Origin of the sequence: Peribacillus sp. R9-11 (assembly GCF_031345095.1) — a bacterium.
In the GTDB taxonomy this organism is placed as follows: domain Bacteria; phylum Bacillota; class Bacilli; order Bacillales; family DSM-1321; genus Peribacillus; species Peribacillus butanolivorans.
On record NZ_CP133763.1, the window covers coordinates 3,358,523 to 3,384,111 of the forward strand.

Sequence of the window (25,589 nt, forward strand, 5' to 3'; positions counted from 1 at the left end):
TACCCTGTAAAAAAAAATAAAAGACAGCCTTGATTTTTACAAAGCTGTCCTTACTTAATAAACATCCCTTCTGGTAAATACTGCAAAAGAAACAATCAAAGCAAGCGCCCACCAGACTAAAAGAGTAATGACGGAGGATAATAAGGTCATTCCCTCAATAGGTGGTGCTGTTCCGCTAACATAAGTGGTTAATTTTAAATTTACCATAAAGAAGTACTTCGCCGATTCCCATGACGACACCATATTGTTCAAAATAGCCCCTGATATGAGTGCCGCAAGCATTATGCCCATACCCGCAGGTGTACTTCGAACTAAAACCGATAACATGAAAGAGAGAGTCCCTACAACTACTGCTACCAGCCAGACAAGCCCCATATCCATTAATAGAAATCTCCATTGCTCAACTATTCTAACCTGACTGACATCCACATCGCTGCCATTCAATCCAAAACCGGTTATTACAGGGGCTCCCCATCCATGATACCCAAAAACAAGTCCCGATAAAAAATATGACAATAACGCTGTCATAGCCACGATAATAGAAACGGACAATAATAATGTCACATATTTGCTCATTAGTATTTTCCAGCGATTCACTGGTCTTGTAAGCAGAAGTTTAATCGTGCCCTGACTGTTTTCGAAAGAAACCATATCGCTTGCTACAATCATGACCAGCAGTGGGATGAACAAATCAATAGCATTTTCTAAAAACATACGCGTAAATGTCGTGGCCCCTGGTTCTGAAGGGTTAATGTCATGATCTAGGTAATATTGCTGCTGTTTTAAACTTACCTGGAGCTGTTCACGCCACTCATCTAGCATCCTGTTTGATCCTAACCGATTTTGGGTATCAATGATTTGCTGCTGAAGAGCTGCACGCCAATCATCCGTACCTAACTTCTCCTGTTGCTCTTTCACTTGTTTGTATTGCGCATATGTAAACATCAGCACTAAAACACCCACAATGATACCAATGATGACTAACCGTTTCTTTGCCAGAAGCTTCATCATTTCATTTTGGATCAGGTTATTCAATACCAGCACCTCCGCCACCAGTTATTTGTAAAAATAACTCTTCCAATCCCGGAAGCTTACGATTCATTTCATACACCTTTACACCAGCTTCGTTAAGTGCAGCATTCCACTTAGGCGTTTCATGTTCATTAAAAGCTGTAATGATATTGTCCTGATCTACGGTAATTTCCGTAAAACTGCTAAGAATTTCTTTTCCCTTTTCTAAAGGCCACACCCGCCAAATTAACCGCTCTTGAGTGGTTAATAAACTTTCCACCGTATCGGTTTGAATAATCTCTCCACTTTTAATGATGGCCACCCGGTCACATAGGAGCTGGATTTCACTTAATAAGTGGGAAGAAACCAGAACACTCATCCCTTCTTCTTCCGCAAGCTTTCTAATGAATTGGCGCATTTCACGAATTCCAGCAGGATCTAGGCCGTTAGTTGGTTCATCCAAGACCAATACCTTTGGACGGTTCAGCATTGCCTGAGCTATCCCTAGACGCTGCCTCATACCTAAGGAATAGGTTTTCACTTTATCGTAAATTCTCGATTGTAGACCGACGAGTTCCACTACCTCATTGATCCTTGACTCTTCAACATCAGGTAGCATTCGTGCAAAATGAAGCAAGTTATCCCAGCCGTTCAAAAAAGGATATAGCTCTGGATTTTCAACTATACATCCCAGATGTTGCATCGCTTTCGTGAAGTCCTGGCGCACATCATACCCACATATTTGAATGGATCCTGAAGTTGGCTTTATCAAACCGACCAACATGCGAATCGTCGTCGTTTTTCCAGCTCCATTCGGTCCAAGAAAACCAAAAACCTCTCCTTCATTTAACTCAAAATCTATTCCCTTAATAATTTCCCGTTTACCAATCCTTTTTTTCAGGCCCTTAACAGACAATGTCACATTACTCATTATTTCTCATCCTCCCATTGTATTAAAGGAGCAACCCTATCAGCAATTAAACGATATCCTGCCTTGTTTGGATGAAATTTGTCTGAATACAAATAGTCATTGACCGACAATTGAAACAAATCAAATGTAGGAACAAAAATAGCATTTTTATAAAGAGCCACCACTTCAGCGGTTTCATTATTCCAGTCCCGGACAATTCGGTTTGTATCAAAATCTTCATCCAACTCTATGAATGGATTATATAAGCCAATCAATAAAATGGCTGCCTTATCATTGACATTATTGATTTCTTTAAAAATGGTATTCAAGTTTTCCAGATAATTCTCTTGTAACTCAGAAGTCGCAGTAAGATCATAATCAAACAGGGTTTGGCCTTGTTGAAATAAATCGTTCCCGCCAATAGTAATTAAAATAACATCAGCTGTATGCAATTGGCGTTTCACTTCCGTTTGTTTCACCTGCTGCACCAATTCTTGAGACACTTGTCCATTAATCCCAAGATTATGAATAAGCGGTTTGCTATTATATTTACTTTCCAAATCTTCCACGACAAGGCCGACATAGCCCTTCCCTGTTTCATCACCAGTTCCGCGCGTCAACGAATCCCCTAATGCAACTACTGTAAAGTCTTCGGGGAGGTTCTTTTCAATGGGGTTTGTTTCATTTAAACCTATATCAGAAGCCTTTTTTCCATAATAATCAATTATCGCCCATCCAAGACAAAATAAAAAAAACAGTCCGATAACTACTGATACAACGGTAACAGCGAGCACTTTGGTTTTGCTCAATAACACTCATCCTTCCATACATTCTCTTCCTTCCATTAAAACATATTATTTCCAAAAATAAAAAACTGAATGGGTCTCATTACAAAAACAGAGGAAATCACCACACCGTAATTCTGCTCTTTTTGACAAATACGTTGTAAGCAAGTGTTCGAAAATATTATGCCAGGCACTGAAGTTAGCCCTATAGGAACTGCAGCAAGAGGTGAAAAATGAGCAGTGGCCAACGCAACACCTAACTTCTTTTGTCCCCAGATTTACTTTTTCTTTAAAAATAAAATTAACGATAAGAACTAATTTCTTTATCTTTTTAATACTTTTTTTATTTTTCTTAGCTACATCAGACGCTGAATCAAATACACAATTATACATTAATAATCTCTATGGGATTTTCAGTAAAATACTAAACCTTTTTGCAATAAAATATTTCCACTGAAAATAGACCTATTCGCTATAACGAATAGGTCTATTTAATAAACAAAACAATATATAAAATACACCTTCATGCTGAACAAAATTATTTCCAAAAAATAGTTTTCATTCTTCCAGGTACTTTCTCAAGCCTCATGAGCCACACTGTTAGAAGCATCCCCATAAGTGTGAGCAAACTGTAAAATAAGTACACCATATAAATCCCTGATTTATCCAAGATTATTCCGCCGCTAAAGGTACTGAACCAGTTACCTAACCCATTACCTATTGCAGAATAAAGCGTTACTGCAGTAACTGTTATATGAGGTGGGACGACTTCTCTAATATATTGTAAAGCTGCAGGAATGAATAACCCCAGTGAAAAACCTTGGATCATGGAAGTCACATATACTATTGCCAAACTTGGTTCCGTAAAATAAAACAACCAACGAACCAACGAAGCAATTCCAGCTAATAATGTGATTGGCAGCAGGCCTAATTTATTTATCCAGCTGCCTGCCATTCTCATAAATGGTATTTCCGACAATACAGCTAGCAGGAACGCAATACCAATTCCTGTATATGTCCCGCCCCTTGCCTCAACAAATAGGCCATAATAGACATTATTAGCAAGGTTAGGGCCGAAGATTAGAAATGTTACAGCAAGAAAGATTAGGAAACGTTTCATTGTTAACAGTTCTTTCATCCCACTGAAAAGTTTTGCCTTTACTTGAGGAGGCTCTTCAGGCAAGCGTAAAGCTAGAAGTGCCGCAATTAATAGGCCGATAAAAAAGGCGTAAAATATAACAGAAGGACCAATAAATGATTCCGATAACTTTCCCATTACAAAAACAGCCACACCAAAACCAAGCGAACCGAATAAACGTATTTTTCCATAATTCGATTTGATTCTTGTTGTATATTGAAGGGTAATACTATCTGAAACCGGTATAATGGCACTTTGAAAGATTGCCAATACAACTGCGACAGATACTAAAAGTAAATAGGGTTCGAAGAGCAAGTATCCTAAGCCAAACAAACCAGCGAGCAACGATGTCATTGCAAGAATTTTAGCAGGTTTTCCGCTCCAATCACAGACAATACCCCAAATTGGCTGAAAAACGATCATTACTATCGGCCCGACAGACATAATAGTACCTATTTCAATTCCATTTAACCCTGCCTCATTTGCTAAATAAACACTTAAGAGCGGTGTTAAACTTCCCACAGCAAAAAACGAAAAAAGATAAAAAATCTTCAAACTTAAGATATTAGCTTGTTTTTGTTTTTCCAAATCCAGTATCCCCCATGCGGTCATCTTCTTCAAAATTATCATATACATGCATCAAATACCAGATATTATACAAGCCCCACTTTTTCGATTCCATCATTGGAAAAATCCTTTACTATTTCCATAGGAAGGACAATATTAAAAACTGTACCTTTGTTAACTTCGCTTTCTACAAATACTCGCCCTAGGTGGCTTTCAATGATTTTAAAGCTAATCATAAGTCCTAACCCATTACCGGATTTTTTCGTCGTGAAAAATGGTTCTCCAATCCTCCTGAGCTGATCGGGTGGCATACCAACTCCCGTGTCGATTATGGAGATATGTACTTTCTCTTCTTTAAGTTCTGTAACGACTTTTATTTCTCCCCCGTCAGGCATTGCTTCTATCCCATTTATAACAAAGTTCAATAAGACTTGTTTTAAACGATTCTCATCACATCGAATTAGGATTTCCTCGTGATAACAATCAAAGAAGAGAATAACATTCTTCTTCCGTGCATCAAACTCTGTTAGAGATAAAACATTTTGAATAATTGGTACTATATTCTTCGTTTCCAAAATCAGGGACTGCGGTTTGGATAGTTCTAAGAATTCTTCAACTATCTCATTTACACGGTTAATCTCATCCATAATAATTCCCAAATACTCAAGTCTATTTTCATCTTTTTCATCTAATTGTAAGTATTCAGTATACCCTTTCATCGAGGTAAGTGGATTCCGAATTTCATGTGCGACACCAGCAGCAAGCTGGCCGACTGCAGCTAGTTTATCCTGTCGATGAAGCATCTCTTCTGTTTGTTTACGCTCCGTTATATCATACCTAAGCGCCAAAAACTGAAATGGTTTACCTTCCACAGTGTAAAATGGAACGATTGTTGTATCGACCCAATAATAACTGCCATCTTTCGCTCTGTTTCTAATTTCACCATTCCATACTTTACGATTTTGAATGGTCTTCCACATATCATCGAAGAATTCCTTTGAGTGATATCCGGAATTAACCAATTGGTGAGTATGACCAATTAACTCACTTCTCTTGTACCCGGAAACTTCTGAGAATTTATCGTTTACATCGACAATGATCCCTTTCTCATCGGTAATCGCCACTATGGATGATTGGTTAATAGCATAATACATATCCTCTAATTCCTTAATTGAGACCCTTAGGTCGCTTTCCGCTCTTTTTCGACGGGAAATATCCGAACGAATTGAAATATATTGATATGGTTTTCCCTTTTTCATAAATGGTACGATTGTAGTATCCACCCAATAAATCTCGCCATCTTTTGCCCGATTACAGATTTCCCCATTCCACGTTTTTCCTTGTTTGATTGTGCACCAAAGGTCAGCGAAAAACTCTTGAGGATGATAACCCGAATTAATGATAGAATGACTTTTTCCAATCAGTTCATGTTCTTCATATTGTGAGATTTCTATAAATTTTTCGTTAACATATGTAATGATTCCTTCTGCATCAGTTATAGCTACAATAGAAGATTGATCCAAAGCATAACGGATATCACTCACTGTGCTATCACTCTTTGCCAAACGCCTTCCAACAATCGTGCTAGAACCAATTAAACTGGCAAGGATAAATAACGAAACAAAACTGACTAGATATAAAATAAACGGGCTAAGTTGAACAAATTCATTTTTCTCCTTTTCTCCAGTAACCGGAAACACTCTCAAAAAAAGAAAATACCCTTCGATGATTGCCGCACTCATAATCAGTGTACTGACTGGCTTAAGGGAAGATTGACTTACTTTATTTATATAAAATAAGACTAACAGTGAGATTAAAAATAAGCTAAAAATAATGAGTAGTGTAATAACAAGTAACAAAGGGTTAAATTGCACAGAGTTGTTTAAAACAAACATGCCCATTATATAATTCGACAAAATCGCCATGGTAAACATAAAACTGCAAAAAATCATTTGTAGTAACTGTTGTTTATAAGAAATAGCTAATAATCCTACCCCTGCAAGAACAACCCCTATTGCTAATGAAAGCATTATCGAAGCAAAATTGTACGATGCCATTCCCGTATTCTCAAAAGTAAAAATGACCACAAAATTAAGCGTCCAGATAGCTACTCCCATAGAGCAAATGCTCCCTACATACAAAAGACGTTTGTATTTTACTATTGTAATTAATGTTGTCAGTAAATCTAACGCTGTATAACACGCCATAAATACCAACAGTACGGCAATCATAAAAAGGATAGGATTAAATGATACTATTGATTGTTCCATTGTTTACATTGTCACCTCTGTCATTCTATTCTCCTATATTGTAATGGAAATATGTTGTACCTTAAAGACTTTTATTTCCTAATACCTATCTATTTACATATACTATCTTCCTGCTCATCATTTTTCTAAAGAAAAAGAGAAGTTTTTTTAATAAATGCAGTAAAATGAGAAATACTATTCTTCTGTATAGAGTAAAATAGAAAGGGCTTGTGAATTGACAAGCATTCATATACGGTTTTTTATTGCATGAAACACTTAAATGTACAATTACACTGGTTATTATTTAAAAAGTATATTAATTAAGAATGTTAATTTCTTTATTTAATTATACCTATAGGTTTATAATTAAATAGTACATATATAGAGAGAAGGAGTGGGGGCATGATTATGTCAGACTTGGCAAATACAAATACAACAGAAATTATGCAAAAGAAGACCCAGCATAAAAAATTAACACTAAGGCAAATATTACAAAGAGGTCTTTTAATTACAATCGGTGCTGTTTTAATGGCTGTCGGCCTCGAGATTTTTTTAGTACCAAATAATGTAATAGATGGTGGTATAACAGGTATATCTATTATGCTATCTTATATCACGGGCTGGAAGCTCGGTATCTTTCTTTTTGTTTTGAATCTCCCTTTCTTTTTTATCGGTTATAAACAAATTGGAAAAACCTTCGCATTATCTACTCTATATGGGATTTTAGTCCTTTCCATAACCACTACATTGCTTCACCACGTACCAGCTTTCACTCAAGATATCCTCCTTGCGTCCGCTTTTGGCGGAATGATTCTTGGAATTGGTGTTGGAATGGTTATTCGATATGGCGGTTCTCTAGATGGAACAGAAATTCTAGCTATTCTAGCTAGCAAGAAGCTTCCTTTTTCTGTTGGAGAGATTGTCATGTTCTTTAATTTATTCATCCTTGGCAGTGCTGGCTTTGTTTTTTCATGGGACCGTGCCATGTATTCGATTATAGCGTATTTCGTAGCTTATAAAACGATGGATATTGTTATCGCTGGTTTGGATGAATCTAAATTTGTTTGGATTATCAGCGATGAGTTTGGAGATATCGGTGATGCAATTATGAGTCGGCTTGGTCGAGGTGTGACCTTTTTAGCTGGCGAAGGTGCTTATTCGGGAGACGATAAAAAGGTTATCTTTTGTGTAATAAATCGCCTTGAGGAAGCAAAGCTTAAAGATATAGTCAAAAGCTTTGATCCATCTGCCTTCCTTGCAGTCGGAGATATTGCTGAAGTTCGTGGGGGCCGGTTCAAGAAAAAGGATATTCACTAATCTTCCTTATCTTTAATTTTTCTGGCTTTTTGCTACATCTACTTAAATAAGCAAAAAGATAAAAAAAGCTGAAGGGGAATCCCCCTTCAGCTTTTTTTATAAAGACTTAATAGTTTCTTGGATTGTTGATTGCTTGAAGCATTCTAGTGCCGGGTTTCATTTCGCTGCCACATAGTGGACAAACGTGCTCATCATTACTTGTAAAGTTATCGCGGATCCAGCCTTTACAATCTTCTGATGTACATTCCCACACCTTTGTTTCTTCAGGAATGATTTCTTCCGTATTATTTCTTCTATACATGTATCTCACTCCTTAGAATTGAATTGACTCCGTCCTGCATAACAGATCCCAAGCCATAAAGATAAAAGAAGAATAGATGGCGATTAATCTAAATAATTGTGAGTAAACACTCATTCACTTATCTAAGATTTGTTGTTATTCTATACACTCAAACTCATTGAGTGGAAAGAACTTGAGATCACAACCATGAATTTTTAGTATCCCAGAAACCATTATATCATATATATGCATATTATAATTGAGTAAAACTTCTTATGAAGAAATGAAAGCCATTATTCTTTATATCCTCGTATCCATAGATCAGATAATCATGAAACACAGTCTCTGATTTCCCTAAGGCAATCAAGACTGCGTTATTGAAGAATCAATTTCACATGATTCTTCCTGCTCATTCGAATGAATAGAATGCGAATCAAGCATGAGAGTAATTTTAGTGCCAAAACCTAAAACAATGAAAGCCCTGCCTCTCTCCCATCCATACGGTTCCTAGACCGTGCCTGATAGAATCAGATAAAAGCTTGTAAGTACATGTTTATTAATTAAAACCGTCCGTAATTCCAATTGGGAAACTTAAATTCCAAAAGATAAATGGTACATAGAAGTAAGTTAATGAAGAACAAAAATGGATCGAGGAAAATACTTGGTGATTAGACGTATTTCTTTTTCTAGATGTGTTTAACTTGATTCTACTCCATCATAAAGATGATGAAAAATATTTTATTAATAAAAATGTTACTTTAAATTACCCTCCAGTGTTTACTCTTAATAACACTGAATCTCTATCATACCACATATGATTTTATATGTAAAGGATGCGACTAAAACAGAACACCGCGTGATACTCATACTATAAAATAAAAAATAAAAGAGGCAATAATTCACCTCTTTTATTTAAACGCATTATATTCATTTTCAATTTTTGGCAGTTCCCTTACTTCTTCAACTAATTGACTGCCGCACATTGGACAATCATAGTTTTCAGAGGCAAAATCTTTCCTCATCCATCCATTACAATCTGCTGATCCGCATGCATATACAATTGTATCTTCCATAATGATTTCTGGTTCCTCTGAATTCTTTTTACCAAAATACATGAGCAACCTCCTCTTTTTTATATAAAGATTCTGATTAAAGGCACTGAGTTTTTTACCTTTTTTCATTCCTAGTATACGCATCAAATCAAATTCTTATTTATCCAATGAAAAAATTATCCAAAAACCTTATTCTATTAGTTTTTTAATCCTGCTTTTACCATGATTGCTTTTATCATAAAGTATGAAAAATGGTCAGGAAGGGCCTCTTTCAATGGTTTTAGTTTCTCAGAATCCAATTGTTTGGCTGTTTCCAGTACAAGGTCATACTCCTCATCTAAGAAAAACTCTTCCCACTTGATCTCCAAACGTTCTTCTGCACACTTTAATAGATGATTTTCAATGGAGATCGAAGACAGTCCTCTTAATGTCGCAATTTCTTTGAGGGATTTGCCTTCCTGATAGAAACGGTAGCTTTCTAGATGAGATGGTACCGTGGTTCGCTTTGTTGTTTCTTTTTTAACCATTGTATTCACTTCTATTTCAGGATGTGCTTGTAAATAATGAGAAATCACTTCTAAGAACACTGCTCCAAAGCGGTCGTATTTCTGAGTGCCTACACCCTTAACATCAAGGAATTCCTGTTCTGTTCTCGGCAGTTTTGCTGCCATATCTTTCAAGGATGCATCGGAAAAAATAATGAAAGGCGGTACATTTTCCTTGCTTGCGATTTCTTTTCTTAAATGTCTCAATTCTTCGAACAATCCATGATCGATACTAATGCTGCTTACTTGTTTTATTTCTTTTCGCAGGACTTTTTTCTGTCCTAAAAGCACTTCTCGTCCAGCATTGGTTACTTTAAGAACTGGATATTGCCCGCCTGTCATTTCGATATACTGTTTAGCAGTCAGGAAATCAATGAAGTCAGCAACATCCTTTGCCGATTGATTTTTGATAATTCCATAAGTTGAAATCTTTTGAAAGCCAAACTCTTCAATTTTCTTATTCCGGGAACCAGTGAGTACCTGACTAATCATCGTTTTGCCAAATCTTTCACCCATTCGTAACATACACGAAAGAACCATCTGTGCCTGAGTCGTTACTTCAACTGAGTCACGTTTATCTGTACAGTTTTCACAGTGGCCGCAATCTTCAGGATTCTCTTCTCCAAAGTATTGAAGAATATAGGCTTGTAAACAACCTTCAGTAAAGCAATAATCCTTCATTCTATTCAATTTCTTCAGTTCTTGTGCCTGCCACTCTTGCGAAGGGTTCGATTGATCGATTAGGAAGCGTTGTATCTGTATATCTTGAGGGGAGTATAAAAGAATACATTCGCTATCCAAACCATCTCGACCTGCACGACCTGCTTCTTGATAATAGCTCTCCATATTCTTAGGGGTTTGATAATGAATGACGTAACGAACATTCGACTTATCGATACCCATTCCAAAAGCTGATGTCGCTACTATCAAAGGAACATCATCACGAATAAATTGCTCCTGCTGTTCCGAACGGTCTTGTTCATTCATACCAGCGTGATATCTGCCTGTTTTGAAGCCAGCTTTATTAAGCTTGGCGTACAATGAATCGACTTCTTTCCTTGTTGCTGCATATATGATACCCGACTCATTTTTGTTTTTTTCAATATAGCGCATTAAAAACCGTCCGCGGTTCTCTTCCTTGACGACGGAAAAAAACAAATTATCTCTTGCAAATCCTGTTGATATTGTATGTTGTTCAGATATTCCAAGTGACTGACAAATGTCCTTCGTCACATGTGGTGTGGCTGTCGCCGTTAATGCTAGAACGGTCGGAGCTGAGGGCATTTCTTTCAACAAGTTTTTGATTTTTAAATAGCTTGGTCTGAAATCATGACCCCATTGCGAGATACAGTGAGCTTCATCAATGGCCACCAATGAAATATCAACATTAGCCAGTTCCCTCTGAAAAGCAGGGTTTTCCAATCGTTCAGGTGCCACATAAACAAGCTTGTACCTTCCCTGCTTAATATCGTTCATTCTATTGGAAGCTTCTATCCCTGAAATAGAGCTGTTAAGTAATGTGGCATCTATACCATTTTGTTCGAGGGCATCTACTTGGTCCTTCATCAAGGAAATAAGTGGGGATATGACGAGGGTGACACCAGGCAATAGAAGAGCTGGAATCTGATAGCATATTGATTTGCCTCCGCCAGTCGGCATGATTCCTGCTGTATTTATTCCTCCTAAAACTTGTTCAATTATCTGTTCCTGACCGGTACGGAATGACTCATATCCAAAATACTTTTGTAAATAATCACGTGCTTTTTCTATCAATGTACTACTCCTCCTATTTAACTTGTAAGGATTTATTACTTTCATTGTACCTGCTTTTTCCGTGAACCAAAAGGACAAAAAAAGTAGACACCTGAAAACTCTGTGCCTACTTTTTCTATATATAAACATGTTTTACATGACTAAATTAGTTTAAGATTTGTAATTTAACGTTTTTAACGCCCCAATTAATAGCATCCTGCTCATTTGGAATAAAGATGTCTACTTTATTTCCCTTTATGGCACTGCCTGTATCAGCCGCTGTTGCGTAGCCATAACCCTCCACATAAACTTTTGAACCAAGTGGGATAACTGATGGGTCTACTGATATAACTTTTGTATCCGGATTTGCTTTTAAGTCGATTCCAGTAGCTGTAGTACCGCTACAACCTTGACAATCAGCAGTATATGCAGTTGCTCTTACAGTAATCTCTTTTTCTATGCCTGATTGATTCGTAGATTCACTGTTAGATACTGTTTTTTCTTTTTCTGCTTTTTCAGCTGGTGCTGCTGGCTTTGCTTGCTCAGCTGGTGCTGCTGGCTTTGCTTGCTCAGCTGGTGCTGCTGGCTTTGCTTGCTCAGCTGGTGCTGCTGGTTTCGCTTGCTTAGTTGGCGCTGATGGTTTCGCTTGCTCAGCTGGCGCTGATGGCTGTTCAGGCTTAACGCTCGCTGCCTCATCTTTGTACGTCGCAGGTTTAATAACTAGTTCCTGCTTTGGATGGATTGTATCTGAATTTAAACCGTTCCAAGATTTAAGGTCATTTACTGATACATGATATTTGCCTGCAATTTCCCATAACGTGTCCCCGGACTTGACCTTATAATGCTTTTCTTGAGAAATATGTAATGTTTCTCCTGAATAAATCGTATCTGAAGACAAATGGTTCCAATCCTTAATATCTTCTATTGATACTTTATATGTTTGAGATATCCCCCATAATGTGTCTCCATCTTTCACATTGACATCTTCTGCTTGTACCGGAATAGTGAATGCACCGGATATTGCAGCCGCTGCCGCTAACGATAAGATTGATTTTTTCATATGTTGTTACCTCCTTGTGAGCTTTTTCATAAGCTAACGTTTTCAATATTACCATAGTTATTTCCTATACAAAGAACAAACAGATAAAGAATAGATGACAAACATCACAGTAAGATAACGAGCCGATAACAAATAGTCTGAATATTACAATGAATAATGGCTTGTATTTAACTGATCCCCCCCTTTTTGGGTCATATTTTTTTTATCCAAGCATAATTATTTAAGGATGTACCTTTTAAAAAGGAGGTTTCAACTTGACACGAGCAAAGACTTTCACCCTAATCAAGTCTTATAAACCGTTCCATAGCAAATTCGATCCCTGCCCACCGATTGGAAGAAAGTATTTCAGTACACCTCCCCAATTGTATATAAATTTCCAGCCACCAAATCTAGAACAGTTCACACCAGAAGAGGCACTCAAATACGGTACCCTTTGGAAATTCTTTTACGATTTTTATGATAATCCTTATCGCGAAAGGGAGACGTAAATGAATAAGAAACTGGATGATGAATATTATCAGTTGCTTGAGCAAATACAGGCTGCAGATTTCGTACTTGTCGAACTAACCCATTATTTAGATACACATCCCACTGACCAGCAGGCACTGCAGCAATTCAATCAATTCCAACTGTACTCCAAACAATTGAAAGCAGTATTCGAGCCTAAATATGGGCCATTACTTGGATTCGGAAATAGTCCTGGAGGGGAAAATAAATGGGAATGGGGCCAAGGCCCTTGGCCATGGCAAGTATAAGGAGAGATATCTATGTGGGTTTATGAAAAAAAGCTACAATACCCAGTAAGGGTTAGCAACTGTAACCCCAGACTGGCAAAATATTTAATAGAACAATATGGGGGAGCTGATGGTGAGTTGGCTGCCGCACTCCGATACTTAAATCAACGCTATACAATACCTGATAAAGTCATCGGATTACTTACGGATATCGGAACAGAAGAATTCGCTCACTTAGAAATGATTGCCACAATGGTTTATAAGCTTACAAAGGACGCCACACCACAGCAGATGGTTGCAGCTGGTCTTGGCGAACATTATGCGAATCATGATGGTGCCCTTTTCTATCAAAATGCAGCAGGTGATCCATGGACAGCCACATACATCCAAGCTAAAGGCGATCCTATTGCTGATTTATATGAAGATATTGCCGCTGAAGAGAAAGCCCGTGCAACCTATCAATGGTTGATTGACATCTCGGATGACCCGGATATTAATGATTCACTAAGATTTTTAAGGGAAAGAGAGATTGTACATTCCATGAGGTTCAGAGAAGCTGTAGAAATTCTAAAAGAGGACAAAGGGAAAAAAAAGTTTTTTTAATAAAATCCATATAAAAAAGGCAACGGAAATTTCCCGCTGCCTTTTTGTCATTTTCGGTCTGAAGAATAGGTCCATCCATCTTCCTGATAAATCTTTTCTTCTTTCATCAGTTTGCCCAGAGCACGTTTGAATGCTCCCTTACTTAATCCGAAGTGGAACTGGATATCATCAGGTGGAGTCTTATCGCCATAAGGCATCGCGCCACCACGGTTCAATAAATAAGTGAAGATGACATCTGCATCTTCTTCCATTAAATCTTGCTTAAACGGAAATAAAGAAACATTGAGGGTACCATCTTCTTTACTATCAATGACACGCCCTTCAACTAATTCTCCTAGGCGGGGCTCCTGTTTGCGTTCACTTTCGTGAATAAAGCAGCGATACCCTTCTTGTGAAACAAAGAAAGAACCAACCATTAGCAAACGATAGACATTCCCTTTCACGGTCGTGTTACGGACTCCTTTTAAAGGAGCTTTAACAGCAATCTCTTGAATTACATCTTCTGTTGCAAGTTTACCGAACAACCGTTCATTACGATCGGTTTTCAGGGAAACATATAGTCGATCACCAACTTCAGGCCATAAATGGTCAATGTTTGGCAGATCATCCAGTGATACCAGAATATCTTTGGAAAGGCCGATGTTGACAAAGACCCCTAGTTTCTTTTTCACATTGACTACTTCTGCCCAGCCATACTGATCGATCTGAATTTCAGGAATTTTCATTGTTGCTGTCAACCTGGCTTGTTTATCATGATAGATAAATACCGTTACTTCATCACCAATTTCAAGCTCAGTTTCTTCATTCATTTCATTATGATGAAGTAAGACATCTTCCGAACCATCCGTCAAGAACCAACCGAAATCTGCCTTACGTTCTACTTCTAACTCTACAGCCAAACCGGCCTGAATTTTTTGCATGTATAAAAATCCTCCTGTAACTTACCTTTACCTACAATTGTACCCAATTATTTATTTTTCCAACATATTTGAATTTATCATTTTTTTGTTGTTCTGTATACCTATTACGGTTTTTTATTTTTTGCTCCTTGTCAACTTCCATGGTTGTTTGAGGAACTAAAATTTGAACTCGTTTTCCATTACCACAAAGTTTGCATAATGAATTTTGAAAAGTGACTGGGTTTGTATGGTTTAACTAGTGTTCCGAAATACCTTTTACGTCGTAATAGTCTTGGATTCGTCCAACTCTAACACACCTACTAACCATAAAAACCTTTGCCAATCTACAAACCTTGCTTTTTCATAAAAATGACTTGCGATGTTATAATTTAATGACCAACTGAAAGGGAAAGGAATTATTCATGACTAGAAAATTGTATTACACGTCATCAAAGACATCTCAATGGGATACAAAAATCCAGCAGATTTTCGAAGAAAATGGCTTTTATTACATCACTCTTGAAGAAACTGCTTTTTATCCAGAAGGAGGTGGTCAACCTTCCGATACAGGCAGTATAGAAGGAATCACTGTCCTTGACGTTACAAAAAGCGAGGATGGAAATATCCTTCACAAGCTTGAATGTAGGCCAGGTTCTGAATTTGTTCATTGTGAACTCAATTGGGAACGCCGCTTCGATCATATGCAACAGCATAGCGGTCAGCATCTACTCTCGGCTGTCTGCCGGGAACTGTTTGATGCGAATACTGTCAGTTTTCATCTTGGAACGGAAAATATAACTATTGATATAATCGCGCCCCAATGGACCGAGGAACATACGATAGCTACTGAAAAGCAGGTTAATCAATATATCTATGAGAATCGCAAGCTTCTCACATATTTTGTGACAAAAGAGCAAATACAGGCACTTCCTGTCGTCAAAATGCCAAAGGTGTCAGAGAATATCCGTATTGTTGAAATTAAAGGGATTGAGTATAATCCTTGTGGCGGAACGCATGTAGAACAAACCGGGGAGATTGGCCTAATTAAAATCCTCAAAACGGAGAAACAAAAAGAACATACACGTCTATATTTCAAATGCGGATTAAGGGCATTGAACGATTTTTCTGATAGTCTTAATGTTCTTTCAGCATTATCAACTAAATTTAATACCGGACGAAAAGAAATAATCAACAGGGTGGAAAAACTAGAAGATGACTACAAACAACTAGCAGCAACACATGAAAAACTCAAACTTGAAAATGCAAAGTTCCTTGCTGATTCCCTGCTTGAAAATAATGGGGATGGGTTCATATCTCATATTTTCGAAGACAGCTCATTGAAAGAACTCCAATTTCTTACAGCTACAATGGTTCAAAAAGAAAAAGTGCTCGTGTTATTTGCATCATATAAGGAACAAAAGATCCTGCTCGCGCACAATGGGTCCTCCTCCATTCATTGCGGACAATATTTTAAAGAAACACTCAGCTCGTATAATGGTAAAGGCGGGGGTAATGAAAAGTCTGCTCAAGCGGGGTTTGCTTCACAAAAAGATTTAATGGCTTTTTACGAATTCACAGCTGAACAAATCCGCTCAAAATTTGGTCATGATGAATAAAAAGCTTATGTGGTAAAAAAATCATTATAGTGGTGGAATTCATATTATTTTCACTTCGAAGTTATAGTACCGAAAATAAAGGAGAGAGGACAAATAATGCCCTCTCTCCCTTTCACCCCTTATTCTTCTATCTTTAGATTCTCTAACCCACGTTCTTCAATATGAAGGTGATATTTTTCTTCGAGTTCCATAATTCGTTTAAATGCTTCCTCTTGAGTATACTCTTGAAGGTTCGATTCCTTTGCAAACTCTTTTCTTGCCATATGATAGGCAAGCTTATCCCTGAAAACCCCTTCTTCATATTCATCTATAACTTCATGAAGTTTATTTTCCAAGTCATGACTTAAATCATATATTTCATATTCCTTCACAAAGTGGATTCCTTCCATGCCAAAATCCTTTGCATAGGAATTCAGGTATTGTTCTAAGTCACTAAACTCTTTATTATTTTCAATATCGGAAGCAACCCAATATCCATACTGAACCATTTTGAACAATGTTTCATATTGTTTTTTCGTAAAATTAATTTTCATTGTTTACTCCTTTTCAGGTCATCTCTACAACAAAAAGAATAAACCGTATTGGAACAAAAGTCCAATACGGTTTATAATCAATCCAATATTTCAGTTACAGAAAAATAAGCTGCTTTTTCAGTATCTACGACATAATGGCAATCGCCTTTAACTAAATTATAATAGCGGTGTTTTTGAATATTTGAAATCATTTGAGTTGAGTCATCGCCGTCTACCTCATGCTCTATTTCTTTGCCGCCCGGAAAATAAAAACTAACTTTCAATTTCATCTTTCTCATCCTTCCCTTCATCTGGTTGAATCACTCTCTTATTTCTTATCCTTTTTAGAGTAGTAATAAACATAAATTAAATGCTTATTCACTTTTTACATGATATTCTAGAAAAAATAACGAAATCAGAAGGTGATTTTTATGAAAATAAGGAAGGCTACAGAAAAAGATGTAACCGGAATAGCCTATGTACATATAAACAGTTGGCAATCGACGTATAAAGGAATCCTGCCGAATCAATATCTGGCTTCTTTGAATCTAGAAACCAGAAAAAAAAATTGGCTAAGAAATTTAAAGATGCTGCATAATGCCACTTATGTAGCTGAAAATGGTGAAGGACAAATTATTGGTTTTGTAGCTGGTGGCCCCGAACAAACTAATGATTCCCATATTCAAGGAGAAGTATATGCCATCTATTTATTAAAAGAGTATCAAAGACAAGGAATTGGTCGAAAAATGATTAAAACGGTTGTTGATGAACTCATAGATAAGGAACATAAAAATTTAATTATCTGGGCTTTAAAAGATAATCCTTCATGCGGTTTTTACAAAGCTCTCGGTGGTCATGTAATCGCTGAAAAAACTGTTAAAATGGCCGGAATTGAGTTAATCGAAGTCGGTTATGGATGGGATGACATTCACGAAATTCTTTTGCATTTGTAAGAAAATCATGGCAATAGGAGGTAGATTAAAATTAAAATCCCCCTCCTATCATTTCCTCAGAAGGAAATCCTCTTTTTCACTTCCCAAAAAATAAAGCCGGTGTAATGGTCTTGTCATTGTGACGTAAAGTAGTTTAATATCGAGTTCATTCTTCCGACTATAAATTTCCTCCAGAGATATCGCAAAGACTACATCGAATTCTAGACCTTTTGCTTGATATGAGGGTACAATTAACGTTTTATCTTTCGGAATAATTCCTGCTTCATCTACTAAATGGAAGCCATTATGACATCTACTCAATTTCTCGTTTGCTAGCTTACAATCTTTCATCGTTTTGGCAATAACGGCAAACGTTTTGAAACCTTCTCCTTTTAATTCTTCGATATGTTTAATCAACTCTTCTCCCCAATCATCCTTATCGATAGAAATGAATTCTGGTTCTGTCCCATGGCGGACTACAGGCTCAACTTCTGGGAAATCATATTGTAACAATTGAAGAATTTGATTAGCCTGTTTCATTATTTCAACAGTCGTTCTGTAGCTTTTTTGTAGTTCTGTGTATGTCGCCCTCGGAAAAATACGACGATGGACCTCTTCCCATGTTTGAAGTCCTCGATATGAGTGGATACCTTGAGCAAGATCACCTACTAGAGTGAACATATCAGTATCTACTGCCGTTTTTAGCGCCTGCAATTGCATGAAGCTATAATCCTGAGCTTCATCTATGACGACATTTTTTGCTTTGTTATCTTTATCCACACCAAAAAGTAGCTCCTGTAAATATAATAATGCACCCAAGTCCTCCAATTCATAACTTTTCTCATGAATTAACTTTTGATTATAATTACATAAAGCACATGCATCTTCACGACTAAGTTTACCGCTACTGTACGAAGCCAGTTGCTCGGGATCTTGGTACAATTCCTGATAGTATTGAAGAAGGTTTTTATTTTTAAAATGCTTAAAATAGCCTTTTACAGAGGAACGGATTGCTTTTTTAATCTGTCCGATTCGTTCCTCCTTTTTATCGAGACATTTTGTTACAAATTCCTTGCGTATTACTGGATCAATATTCTTATAGAGGGCCTTTTCTATTTTGACGTCATAAAAATCCGTTACTCGTTCAAGCATTTTTTTCTTTTTCAGCTTTACTTCATTTTGTAAAATGGCCTTTAGCTTGTCGAGCCTGCTGTATAATGGTAAATACCAATAATCCTCTTCCAGTAGCCTAATGAACTTCTTTGCAGAATAGAGGCGATATTTGTCACAATAAAAATCTTCTTCCGGATGAAAACTCCTGAAAATATCCTTCACATATTCGTCCAAAATTAATTTAAATAATGGAGAACCCTTAAATCCAGATATCCAGATCGCTGCTTTTGTTTCTTCATCATCCTTTTCCAACAAACGTGTCAATTTATTATCAGCTACTAGCTTCAGTTGCTTTCCGATTGCTACCTGAACATACTCGGCGAATGTGAATTGTTTTACTTTTTCAACACCTAATTCCGGCAATGCTTCAGAAATGTAATCAATGAATACCCGGCTCGGGGCAAGAATCATCAACTGGCGTGGGTCAAACAAGTCTTTATAATGGTATATAAAATAAGAAATCCTATGTAAGGCTATTGTTGTTTTACCACTGCCCGCAGCTCCCTGAACAATGATTGGTTTATTTAAATCAGCACGAATGATTCTATTTTGTTCTTCCTGTATCGTGGTAATGATATCGGTCAAACGATTGCTCGAACTTTTGGAAAGGGATTCCTGTAATAATTCATCCGTTGTTGTTAAATCAATGTCCCTGACCTCTTCTAACTCACCATCTTCTATCATTAACTGCCTCTTTAAAGTGATGTTCCCGCTAAATGTTTCCCCTTCTGCTTCATATTCAATTTCACCAATCCGACCCTCGTAATAAAGATTAGCTATTGGAGATCTCCAATCGACGATAATCTGTTCCTGGCTTTCCCTCTGATAAAGGGAAGTTTTCCCGAAATAAAGTACTTCGCCTAGATCACCATCATTTCGTTCAAAATCAACTCTTGCAAAATAAGGCTTTTTGCTTGCCTTGCGTAAGCTTTCCAGTTCAGATCTAGACATTTCAAAAAAGTTGGCAGTTGTCAACAACTGAGAATATAAGCCCGACTCAGACCAATCCGCATCACCAAAAGCCTCTTGCATATTCCGTTGAAATTGATCTTTGCTGGTTTCTGATGTTTTGATGACTACATCTATATAGCGCTTAGTGAAATCCAACCTCTGACGTTCTTGTTCAAAATCAGGATGTCTTACCAAAAGAACCATTCTCCTTCCTACTTTTGATTGATTAAACGGGAGAAAAAATACCGATACAACGATGAAATGGACATTCATACTATCAGAAAACCAATGGGTTGACAAATCCCTTAACATAGATTTATTTTTCAAAACAAAAATCCCAGAATATTACCCAATATTTGAAGGATAAATGATATATTCCTGATTGAATTTTGTTTTTATATGTTGACTTATGAAAGAGCATCTAAATGCTCTCAGTAGGCAATTAATTGAATACCTTTCAGAAATTCAAGAGATAAATATATAAAAACTACATCCCAGGAAATTCATTACCATGTTGGGAGGCGGAAGTTTATTGTTGTTTCCGTCCATTGTATATCTCTTTATCAGAAATTAGTGAACATCTTGCTTATCAAAAAGATGTTAAGCCAATCAAGCTTGAATTGTAACAGATAAACCCTTCCTTTCTTGCTTCCCTTCAAACTGCTTACACGACTGCACAAAATTCCTTATTATTAGCAAGAAGACGAACTTACATTGTATACTATTTGGGAGCAACCATACCTACTGTATTACTTGCAGGAGATGTAGAAACGACAAAATTTAGCCGTCCAGATATAAAGACATTTTCGGATGCATAGTTAAGTCGTTCTTTAACAAGGTTGAAAAGGATATCTGGATTGACAGGTGCTTTTTTTCTCAAAGAATCGATTATGATTTAATCTATTAAAAAAGCACCCATTTATTCGGATGCCTACATACTAAATTCTCATCTGCAAACTCACCCATACTAGTTTAATAGCTTTTTTGTAAATTATAAGATAAATAGAAACGATTTTTTTATATTTGTGTTAGAATTTCCATTCCCATTTCCATTTAGATTTACATTTGTGTTCACTTTTACATTTGTGTTCGAATTCACAATGTATTTCAGGAAACCAAAACGGATTTTTTTTCATCCTAACAACCTCCTTTATACTGTATATGTATATTTTGATAGAAGGTGTGGACAAGTATCTGTTTTCACTTAACTTCTCTTTTTGCAAAATATTATCTTCATATTTCCTTGCATTAATTTGTGTAGCTTAACGTCTAATTGCTCAGCAATTTCTTTATTTGCAGATTAGTTAACGCGCTAAAGTAATCTATTTGCGTGAAAGGAATAAACATATTAGAAATGATTAATTATTAACCTCATTTTATTTAACTTATTATGCATAATTCGGAAAGCATCCAACCTCATACCGACACCAAATATCTCTTCCACTACTACATAAAAATATAAAAAAGTGGCTACGATTTTCTCATGTCGATTGAATTTTGTGTGAATGACGAAAAATATACATGTATGTCAAAAATATTTGATGAAATTTTTCAAATTATATCTTAAAACAAAAATGCTCGTTAAATTTTTGCCCCTAAGCGTTTGTTTTTGCTAATCTAACTTTAATTTTCCTCTGAAATAAGATACAATCTAACTTACGGCAAAGTTTTAAAAATATACAAGTGTAAATTTCTGCTCATGTTATTCAGTGTCTTAAAAAAAATAAAAAGTTGCTAAAAACGTTGATGCAAACATAGTTTTGGAGGAATGTAAATAAATGATTACTGTAAATAATGTTGGTTTACGCTATGGCGATCGTAAACTGTTTGAAGATGTTAATATAAAATTCACGCCTGGTAACTGCTACGGACTAATTGGGGCAAATGGTGCCGGTAAATCCACGTTCTTAAAAATTCTTTCCGGTGAAATTGAAGCACAATCCGGTGATGTTCATATGGGGCCTGGCGAGCGCCTAGCCGTTTTAAAACAAGATCACTTCGCTTTTGAAGAAGAGGAAGTTCTTAAAGTAGTTATAATGGGGCATGAAAGATTATATGAAGTCATGCAAGAAAAAGATGCAATCTATATGAAAGAAAACTTCACTGATGAAGACGGAATGAAAGCAGCCGAACTTGAAGGTGAATTTGCAGAATTAAACGGTTGGGAAGCTGAACCTGAAGCTTCGATCCTTTTGAAAGGCCTTGGTATTACTGAGGACCTTCATACAAAGAAAATGGCTGAATTAAACGGTGGCGACAAAGTTAAAGTATTACTTGCTCAAGCACTATTCGGAAAACCAGACGTTCTTTTACTAGATGAGCCTACCAACCATTTGGATTTAAAAGCGATTAAATGGTTGGAAGAGTTCTTAATCAACTTTGAAAACACAGTTATCGTAGTTTCCCATGATCGTTACTTCCTTAACAAAGTTTGTACGCATATCGCGGATCTTGATTTCGGTAAAATCAAAGTTTATATTGGTAACTATGACTTCTGGTATGAATCAAGCCAGCTTGCTCTTAAATTAACACAAGATGCCAATAAGAAAAAAGAAGAAAAAATCAAAGAACTTCAAAATTTCATCGCTCGATTCAGTGCCAATGCATCTAAATCGAGTCAGGCAACTTCCCGTAAGAAATTATTGGATAAAATCAGCTTAGATGATATTCAACCTTCTTCCCGCCGCTATCCATATGTTGGCTTTACACCGGAGCGTGAAATCGGAAACGACTTGCTTCGTGTAGATGGAATTACAAAAACAATTGATGGTATAAAAATATTGGAAAACGTCAGCTTCACGATGAATAAAGGTGACAAGATTGCTTTTGTCGGTAAAGATGAAATTGCAAAAACCACCATGTTCAAGATCTTAGCAGGTGAAATAGAGCCGGATAGCGGATCTTTCAAATGGGGTGTTACGACTTCTCAGGCATACTTCCCTAAAGATAACGCTGAATTCTTCGATGGTGTTGACTTAACTCTTGTCGATTGGCTGCGTCAATATTCTCCTAATGATCAGAGCGAAAGCTTCCTTCGCGGCTTCCTAGGCAGAATGTTATTCTCTGGTGATGAAGTTACGAAAAAGGCTAGTGTTCTTTCAGGGGGCGAAAAAGTCCGCTGCATGCTTTCTAAAATGATGCTAAGCGGTTCAAACGTTCTAATGCTTGACGAACCGACTAACCATCTTGACTTAGAGTCAATTACGGCATTGAATAATGGATTAATCAGCTTTAAAGGGTCTATGATTTTCTCTTCTCATGATCATCAATTTATTCAAACGGTAGCAAACCGAATTATTGAACTTACACCAAAAGGTACTATCGATAAGCAAATTAGTTACGATGAGTACCTTGAAGATACTCAATTGCAAAAACAAGTTGCTGAAATGTACAAATAATAGATTAATGAAAGCAGCACATCCTTTTATAATGGATGTGCTGTTTTCATTTCCTCAGTTCCCCTACCATACAGTTCTTTTTTTATCCTACGTATAGAAGATAAAAAACAATCTTTAATAATTATTAATCAATAGTAATCTTTTCCTTTTAGCACTGAATAATATTGAGAAGTAAAAGGTATATTGTTAAGAAAGGAGTGAGTTAAATTGGATGAGATTTCAGTAAAAAATGCTTTTGAGGAGACAGGCTATCTTTTTTTATATGATAAATTCAGTTATCAATTTTATGTAACCGGAATATTTGACCTAGTGGATCAACAAGCTATTATTGTTGATTTTTTAAATTCCTATAGCTTTGATGATAAAGGTTCACTCTTTTTTGACGATTTTTCGTTTTTCTTTAATTGTTTTCATTATTCCTATCAAAAACAGAAGTGGTCAACTTTCCTAAAACCCGATTATGATGAACATATTTGCTGAAATCAAAAAACCGGGTTATAGACCCGGCCATATAATTAACATTTTAAAAAAAGATAGGAGATGGGGGAGTAAGGATAGGCTTATCCGTAGCCGCCAAAAGCAGGACCAATTAATAGGCCCGCAGGCAAACCTCCTAACAGTGTGCAAACATAAAGACGTCCAAAACCAATGCTGAAGCCCCCTGGTTCGAAAATAATGATTGTTAAAGAAATTGACACTATAGCTTTTACCAGTATTCAGATAATAATTAAATTTGAAGTGAATTATCTTTTTTAAACTTTTCTATACTTTCTTCATATTGTGATACATTTTTAGTGTTGGGAACAAACAGGCTTAATACCAAAGAAAGTGTAAGCCCTCCCATCATGAATCCTCCAAATACCCAATGCGATGGGCCAAATGAATCTACCATTGTTGTCCATAACATAGGACCAAAACCTACTATAGCTGCGGCCATTTGATAGCCGAAAGATAGCCCAGTATAACGAACTTTAGCTGGAAAGAGTTCAGAGAACAATGTTCCTTGTGTAGCGAAAATTGCCGCCCAAATTATACCGAGCATGGCAGCTTGCATATAGTACAACCAAGTCGCTCCTTGTTCAATCATGAAAAAGTAAGGTATTGCAAGAAGAAACATAAGTACCAATCCACTAATATAGATAACTTTCCTACCGATAAAGTCAGAAATATATCCCACCACTGGAATCGTAATAATCATCGTAGCACAGCCAATTGTTAGAGCCGTTAAGGCTATTTCGTTTGAATAACCCAAATAGGTAGTAGTATAGACGAGTACAAAAGACATAAGAAATACATTGAAGAACCCATCTCCAATTTTGAGTCCAATCACATGAAAGAGGCTTTTACGATGATTGCGGAATGTTTCTACAATAGGTACTTTCGCAATTTCTCCGCTTTCCTTCTGTTTTTGGAAAGCCGAAGTTTCCTCTATCCCCCCTCTGATCCAAAGAGCCAAAACGATTAGAACAGCACTAAAAAGGAAAGGAATCCGCCAACCCCAGGCTAAAAACTGGGCATCGGTAGTCAAGTAGGCTATAAGAGTAAGACTGAAAGAACCCGCTACCAAACCTAATGGAACCCCTAATTGTGGAACAGAACCGTAAAGTCCCCGACGTCCCTTCGGTGCGGATTCGGTCGCCAGGAGGACTGCTCCTCCCCATTCTCCTCCTAAGGAGATTCCCTGAATAAGCCTTAGGACAACCAATAATATAGGTGCTAGCAGGCCAACTTGATTATACGTAGGGAGTAAACCAATAAGAAATGAACTACCTCCCATACCGATAAGAGTCCACATTAGTGTAGCTTTTCGTCCTATTCTATCTCCAAAGTGTCCAAAAATAATACTTCCTATTGGTCTCGCAGCATAACCTATCCCAAAGGTGGCGAATGCAAGAAGAAGGGCAATTGATGGATCTTGACCTGAAAAAAAGAGAGTTGAAAATACTAAGCCCGTAGCGGTACCGTACAAGTAAAAGTCATACCATTCAATAACTGAACCGGAAAGACTTGCCAATAGAACTCGATTCTTATTCATATAGAACATCCCCTTTTGACGACCTCTGTCTTTTTCAAATAACATTGACCCAATTCTATTAATTTATAAA

General features: G+C 36.8%; 23 protein-coding genes and 1 pseudogene. 8 read left to right on the forward strand and 16 right to left on the reverse strand.

The annotated features are described in order from the left end of the window. Positions 1–54: 54 nt before the first annotated feature. The 6 genes and pseudogenes from RE409_RS16240 to RE409_RS16265 form a co-directional block, all read right to left on the reverse strand. Positions 55–1,035 carry an ABC transporter permease gene (locus tag RE409_RS16240; protein WP_309557810.1) on the reverse strand — a complete coding sequence of 327 codons (981 nt, stop codon included), beginning with the start codon at positions 1,033–1,035 and terminating at the stop codon, positions 55–57. After that, on the reverse strand, positions 1,028–1,942 hold the full coding sequence (locus RE409_RS16245) for an ABC transporter ATP-binding protein (protein WP_201185305.1): 915 nt from the start codon (positions 1,940–1,942) through the stop codon (positions 1,028–1,030). The genes RE409_RS16240 and RE409_RS16245 overlap by 8 nt, the downstream gene beginning before the upstream one ends. Next, a complete protein-coding gene (locus RE409_RS16250) occupies positions 1,942–2,730 on the reverse strand; it encodes a GDSL-type esterase/lipase family protein (RefSeq protein WP_053346478.1) in 789 nt (262 codons plus the stop codon). The genes RE409_RS16245 and RE409_RS16250 overlap by 1 nt, the downstream gene beginning before the upstream one ends. A gap of 45 nt (positions 2,731–2,775) precedes the next feature. Then, positions 2,776–2,966, reverse strand: a pseudogene (locus RE409_RS16255) (hypothetical protein); the annotation flags it as partial. Positions 2,967–3,244: 278 nt separating this feature from the next. Next, positions 3,245–4,432 (reverse strand): MFS transporter, encoded by a 1,188-nt coding sequence (locus tag RE409_RS16260; protein WP_242485404.1) that lies wholly within the window; start codon positions 4,430–4,432, stop codon positions 3,245–3,247. A 65-nt stretch (positions 4,433–4,497) separates the two neighbouring features. Beyond that, positions 4,498–6,681 (reverse strand): PAS domain S-box protein, encoded by a 2,184-nt coding sequence (locus RE409_RS16265; RefSeq protein WP_201250782.1) that lies wholly within the window; start codon positions 6,679–6,681, stop codon positions 4,498–4,500. 387 nt (positions 6,682–7,068) lie between these two features. Here RE409_RS16265 and RE409_RS16270 point away from each other — a divergent pair, with 387 nt between their 5' ends. Then, complete coding sequence (locus RE409_RS16270; protein ID WP_053346480.1) at positions 7,069–7,977, forward strand: YitT family protein; 909 nt, start codon at positions 7,069–7,071, stop codon at positions 7,975–7,977. Between the two features lie 106 nt (positions 7,978–8,083). Here the strand turns inward: RE409_RS16270 and RE409_RS16275 are convergent, their stop codons facing one another. The 4 genes from RE409_RS16275 to RE409_RS16290 all read right to left on the reverse strand — a co-directional run bounded on the left by RE409_RS16275 (position 8,084) and on the right by RE409_RS16290 (position 12,666). Beyond that, positions 8,084–8,278: a cold-shock protein gene (locus tag RE409_RS16275; RefSeq protein ID WP_053346481.1), complete on the reverse strand. Its 195-nt coding sequence runs from the start codon at positions 8,276–8,278 to the stop codon at positions 8,084–8,086. 887 nt (positions 8,279–9,165) lie between these two features. Beyond that, complete coding sequence (locus tag RE409_RS16280; protein WP_053346482.1) at positions 9,166–9,372, reverse strand: cold-inducible protein YdjO-related protein; 207 nt, start codon at positions 9,370–9,372, stop codon at positions 9,166–9,168. Positions 9,373–9,506: 134 nt separating this feature from the next. Continuing rightward, the gene (gene recQ / locus RE409_RS16285) at positions 9,507–11,627 is read right to left on the reverse strand and encodes a DNA helicase RecQ (RefSeq protein WP_201224087.1); all 2,121 of its coding nucleotides are present in this window, start codon (positions 11,625–11,627) and stop codon (positions 9,507–9,509) included. A gap of 145 nt (positions 11,628–11,772) precedes the next feature. After that, positions 11,773–12,666: a 3D domain-containing protein gene (locus RE409_RS16290; RefSeq protein WP_201224085.1), complete on the reverse strand. Its 894-nt coding sequence runs from the start codon at positions 12,664–12,666 to the stop codon at positions 11,773–11,775. Between the two features lie 254 nt (positions 12,667–12,920). On the opposite strand from RE409_RS16290, the gene RE409_RS16295 reads away from it, so the two are divergent. Genes RE409_RS16295 through RE409_RS16305 form a run of 3 tightly spaced genes read left to right on the forward strand, consistent with a single transcriptional unit; the run spans position 12,921 to position 14,003 of the window. Continuing rightward, positions 12,921–13,154, forward strand: a complete 234-nt coding sequence (locus RE409_RS16295) for a spore coat associated protein CotJA (protein WP_053346484.1) — start codon at positions 12,921–12,923, stop codon at positions 13,152–13,154. Continuing rightward, positions 13,155–13,421 (forward strand): spore coat protein CotJB, encoded by a 267-nt coding sequence (locus tag RE409_RS16300; protein WP_053346485.1) that lies wholly within the window; start codon positions 13,155–13,157, stop codon positions 13,419–13,421. It begins immediately after the preceding gene. 12 nt (positions 13,422–13,433) lie between these two features. Beyond that, positions 13,434–14,003, forward strand: coding sequence for a manganese catalase family protein (locus RE409_RS16305; RefSeq protein ID WP_053346486.1), 570 nt, complete (start codon positions 13,434–13,436; stop codon positions 14,001–14,003). A gap of 47 nt (positions 14,004–14,050) precedes the next feature. Here RE409_RS16305 and RE409_RS16310 read toward each other — a convergent pair whose 3' ends face one another. After that, the gene (locus RE409_RS16310; protein WP_201185312.1) at positions 14,051–14,923 is read right to left on the reverse strand and encodes a CvfB family protein; all 873 of its coding nucleotides are present in this window, start codon (positions 14,921–14,923) and stop codon (positions 14,051–14,053) included. Between the two features lie 401 nt (positions 14,924–15,324). On the opposite strand from RE409_RS16310, the gene RE409_RS16315 reads away from it, so the two are divergent. Continuing rightward, positions 15,325–16,518 (forward strand): alanyl-tRNA editing protein, encoded by a 1,194-nt coding sequence (locus RE409_RS16315; RefSeq protein WP_201224084.1) that lies wholly within the window; start codon positions 15,325–15,327, stop codon positions 16,516–16,518. Between the two features lie 119 nt (positions 16,519–16,637). Here RE409_RS16315 and RE409_RS16320 read toward each other — a convergent pair whose 3' ends face one another. Together RE409_RS16320 and RE409_RS16325 are read right to left on the reverse strand one after the other, a co-directional pair. Beyond that, on the reverse strand, positions 16,638–17,051 hold the full coding sequence (locus RE409_RS16320; RefSeq protein WP_201185316.1) for a hypothetical protein: 414 nt from the start codon (positions 17,049–17,051) through the stop codon (positions 16,638–16,640). Positions 17,052–17,128: 77 nt separating this feature from the next. Next, positions 17,129–17,320, reverse strand: a complete 192-nt coding sequence (locus tag RE409_RS16325; RefSeq protein WP_056520676.1) for a hypothetical protein — start codon at positions 17,318–17,320, stop codon at positions 17,129–17,131. Between the two features lie 141 nt (positions 17,321–17,461). Here RE409_RS16325 and RE409_RS16330 point away from each other — a divergent pair, with 141 nt between their 5' ends. Continuing rightward, positions 17,462–17,983 carry a GNAT family N-acetyltransferase gene (locus RE409_RS16330; protein ID WP_201224082.1) on the forward strand — a complete coding sequence of 174 codons (522 nt, stop codon included), beginning with the start codon at positions 17,462–17,464 and terminating at the stop codon, positions 17,981–17,983. A 48-nt stretch (positions 17,984–18,031) separates the two neighbouring features. Here RE409_RS16330 and RE409_RS16335 read toward each other — a convergent pair whose 3' ends face one another. Further along, the gene (locus RE409_RS16335) at positions 18,032–20,359 is read right to left on the reverse strand and encodes a HelD family protein (RefSeq protein WP_309557811.1); all 2,328 of its coding nucleotides are present in this window, start codon (positions 20,357–20,359) and stop codon (positions 18,032–18,034) included. 1,505 nt (positions 20,360–21,864) lie between these two features. On the opposite strand from RE409_RS16335, the gene RE409_RS16340 reads away from it, so the two are divergent. Both RE409_RS16340 and RE409_RS16345 read left to right on the forward strand, forming a co-directional pair. Next, positions 21,865–23,484 (forward strand): ABC-F family ATP-binding cassette domain-containing protein, encoded by a 1,620-nt coding sequence (locus RE409_RS16340; RefSeq protein WP_056520681.1) that lies wholly within the window; start codon positions 21,865–21,867, stop codon positions 23,482–23,484. 207 nt (positions 23,485–23,691) lie between these two features. After that, complete coding sequence (locus RE409_RS16345) at positions 23,692–23,964, forward strand: hypothetical protein (protein ID WP_201224080.1); 273 nt, start codon at positions 23,692–23,694, stop codon at positions 23,962–23,964. Between the two features lie 80 nt (positions 23,965–24,044). Here RE409_RS16345 and RE409_RS16350 read toward each other — a convergent pair whose 3' ends face one another. Beyond that, complete coding sequence (locus tag RE409_RS16350; RefSeq protein WP_201224078.1) at positions 24,045–24,182, reverse strand: hypothetical protein; 138 nt, start codon at positions 24,180–24,182, stop codon at positions 24,045–24,047. Between the two features lie 29 nt (positions 24,183–24,211). Further along, positions 24,212–25,519, reverse strand: a complete 1,308-nt coding sequence (locus RE409_RS16355; RefSeq protein WP_056520683.1) for an MFS transporter — start codon at positions 25,517–25,519, stop codon at positions 24,212–24,214. Between the last annotated feature and the right edge of the window lie 70 nt (positions 25,520–25,589).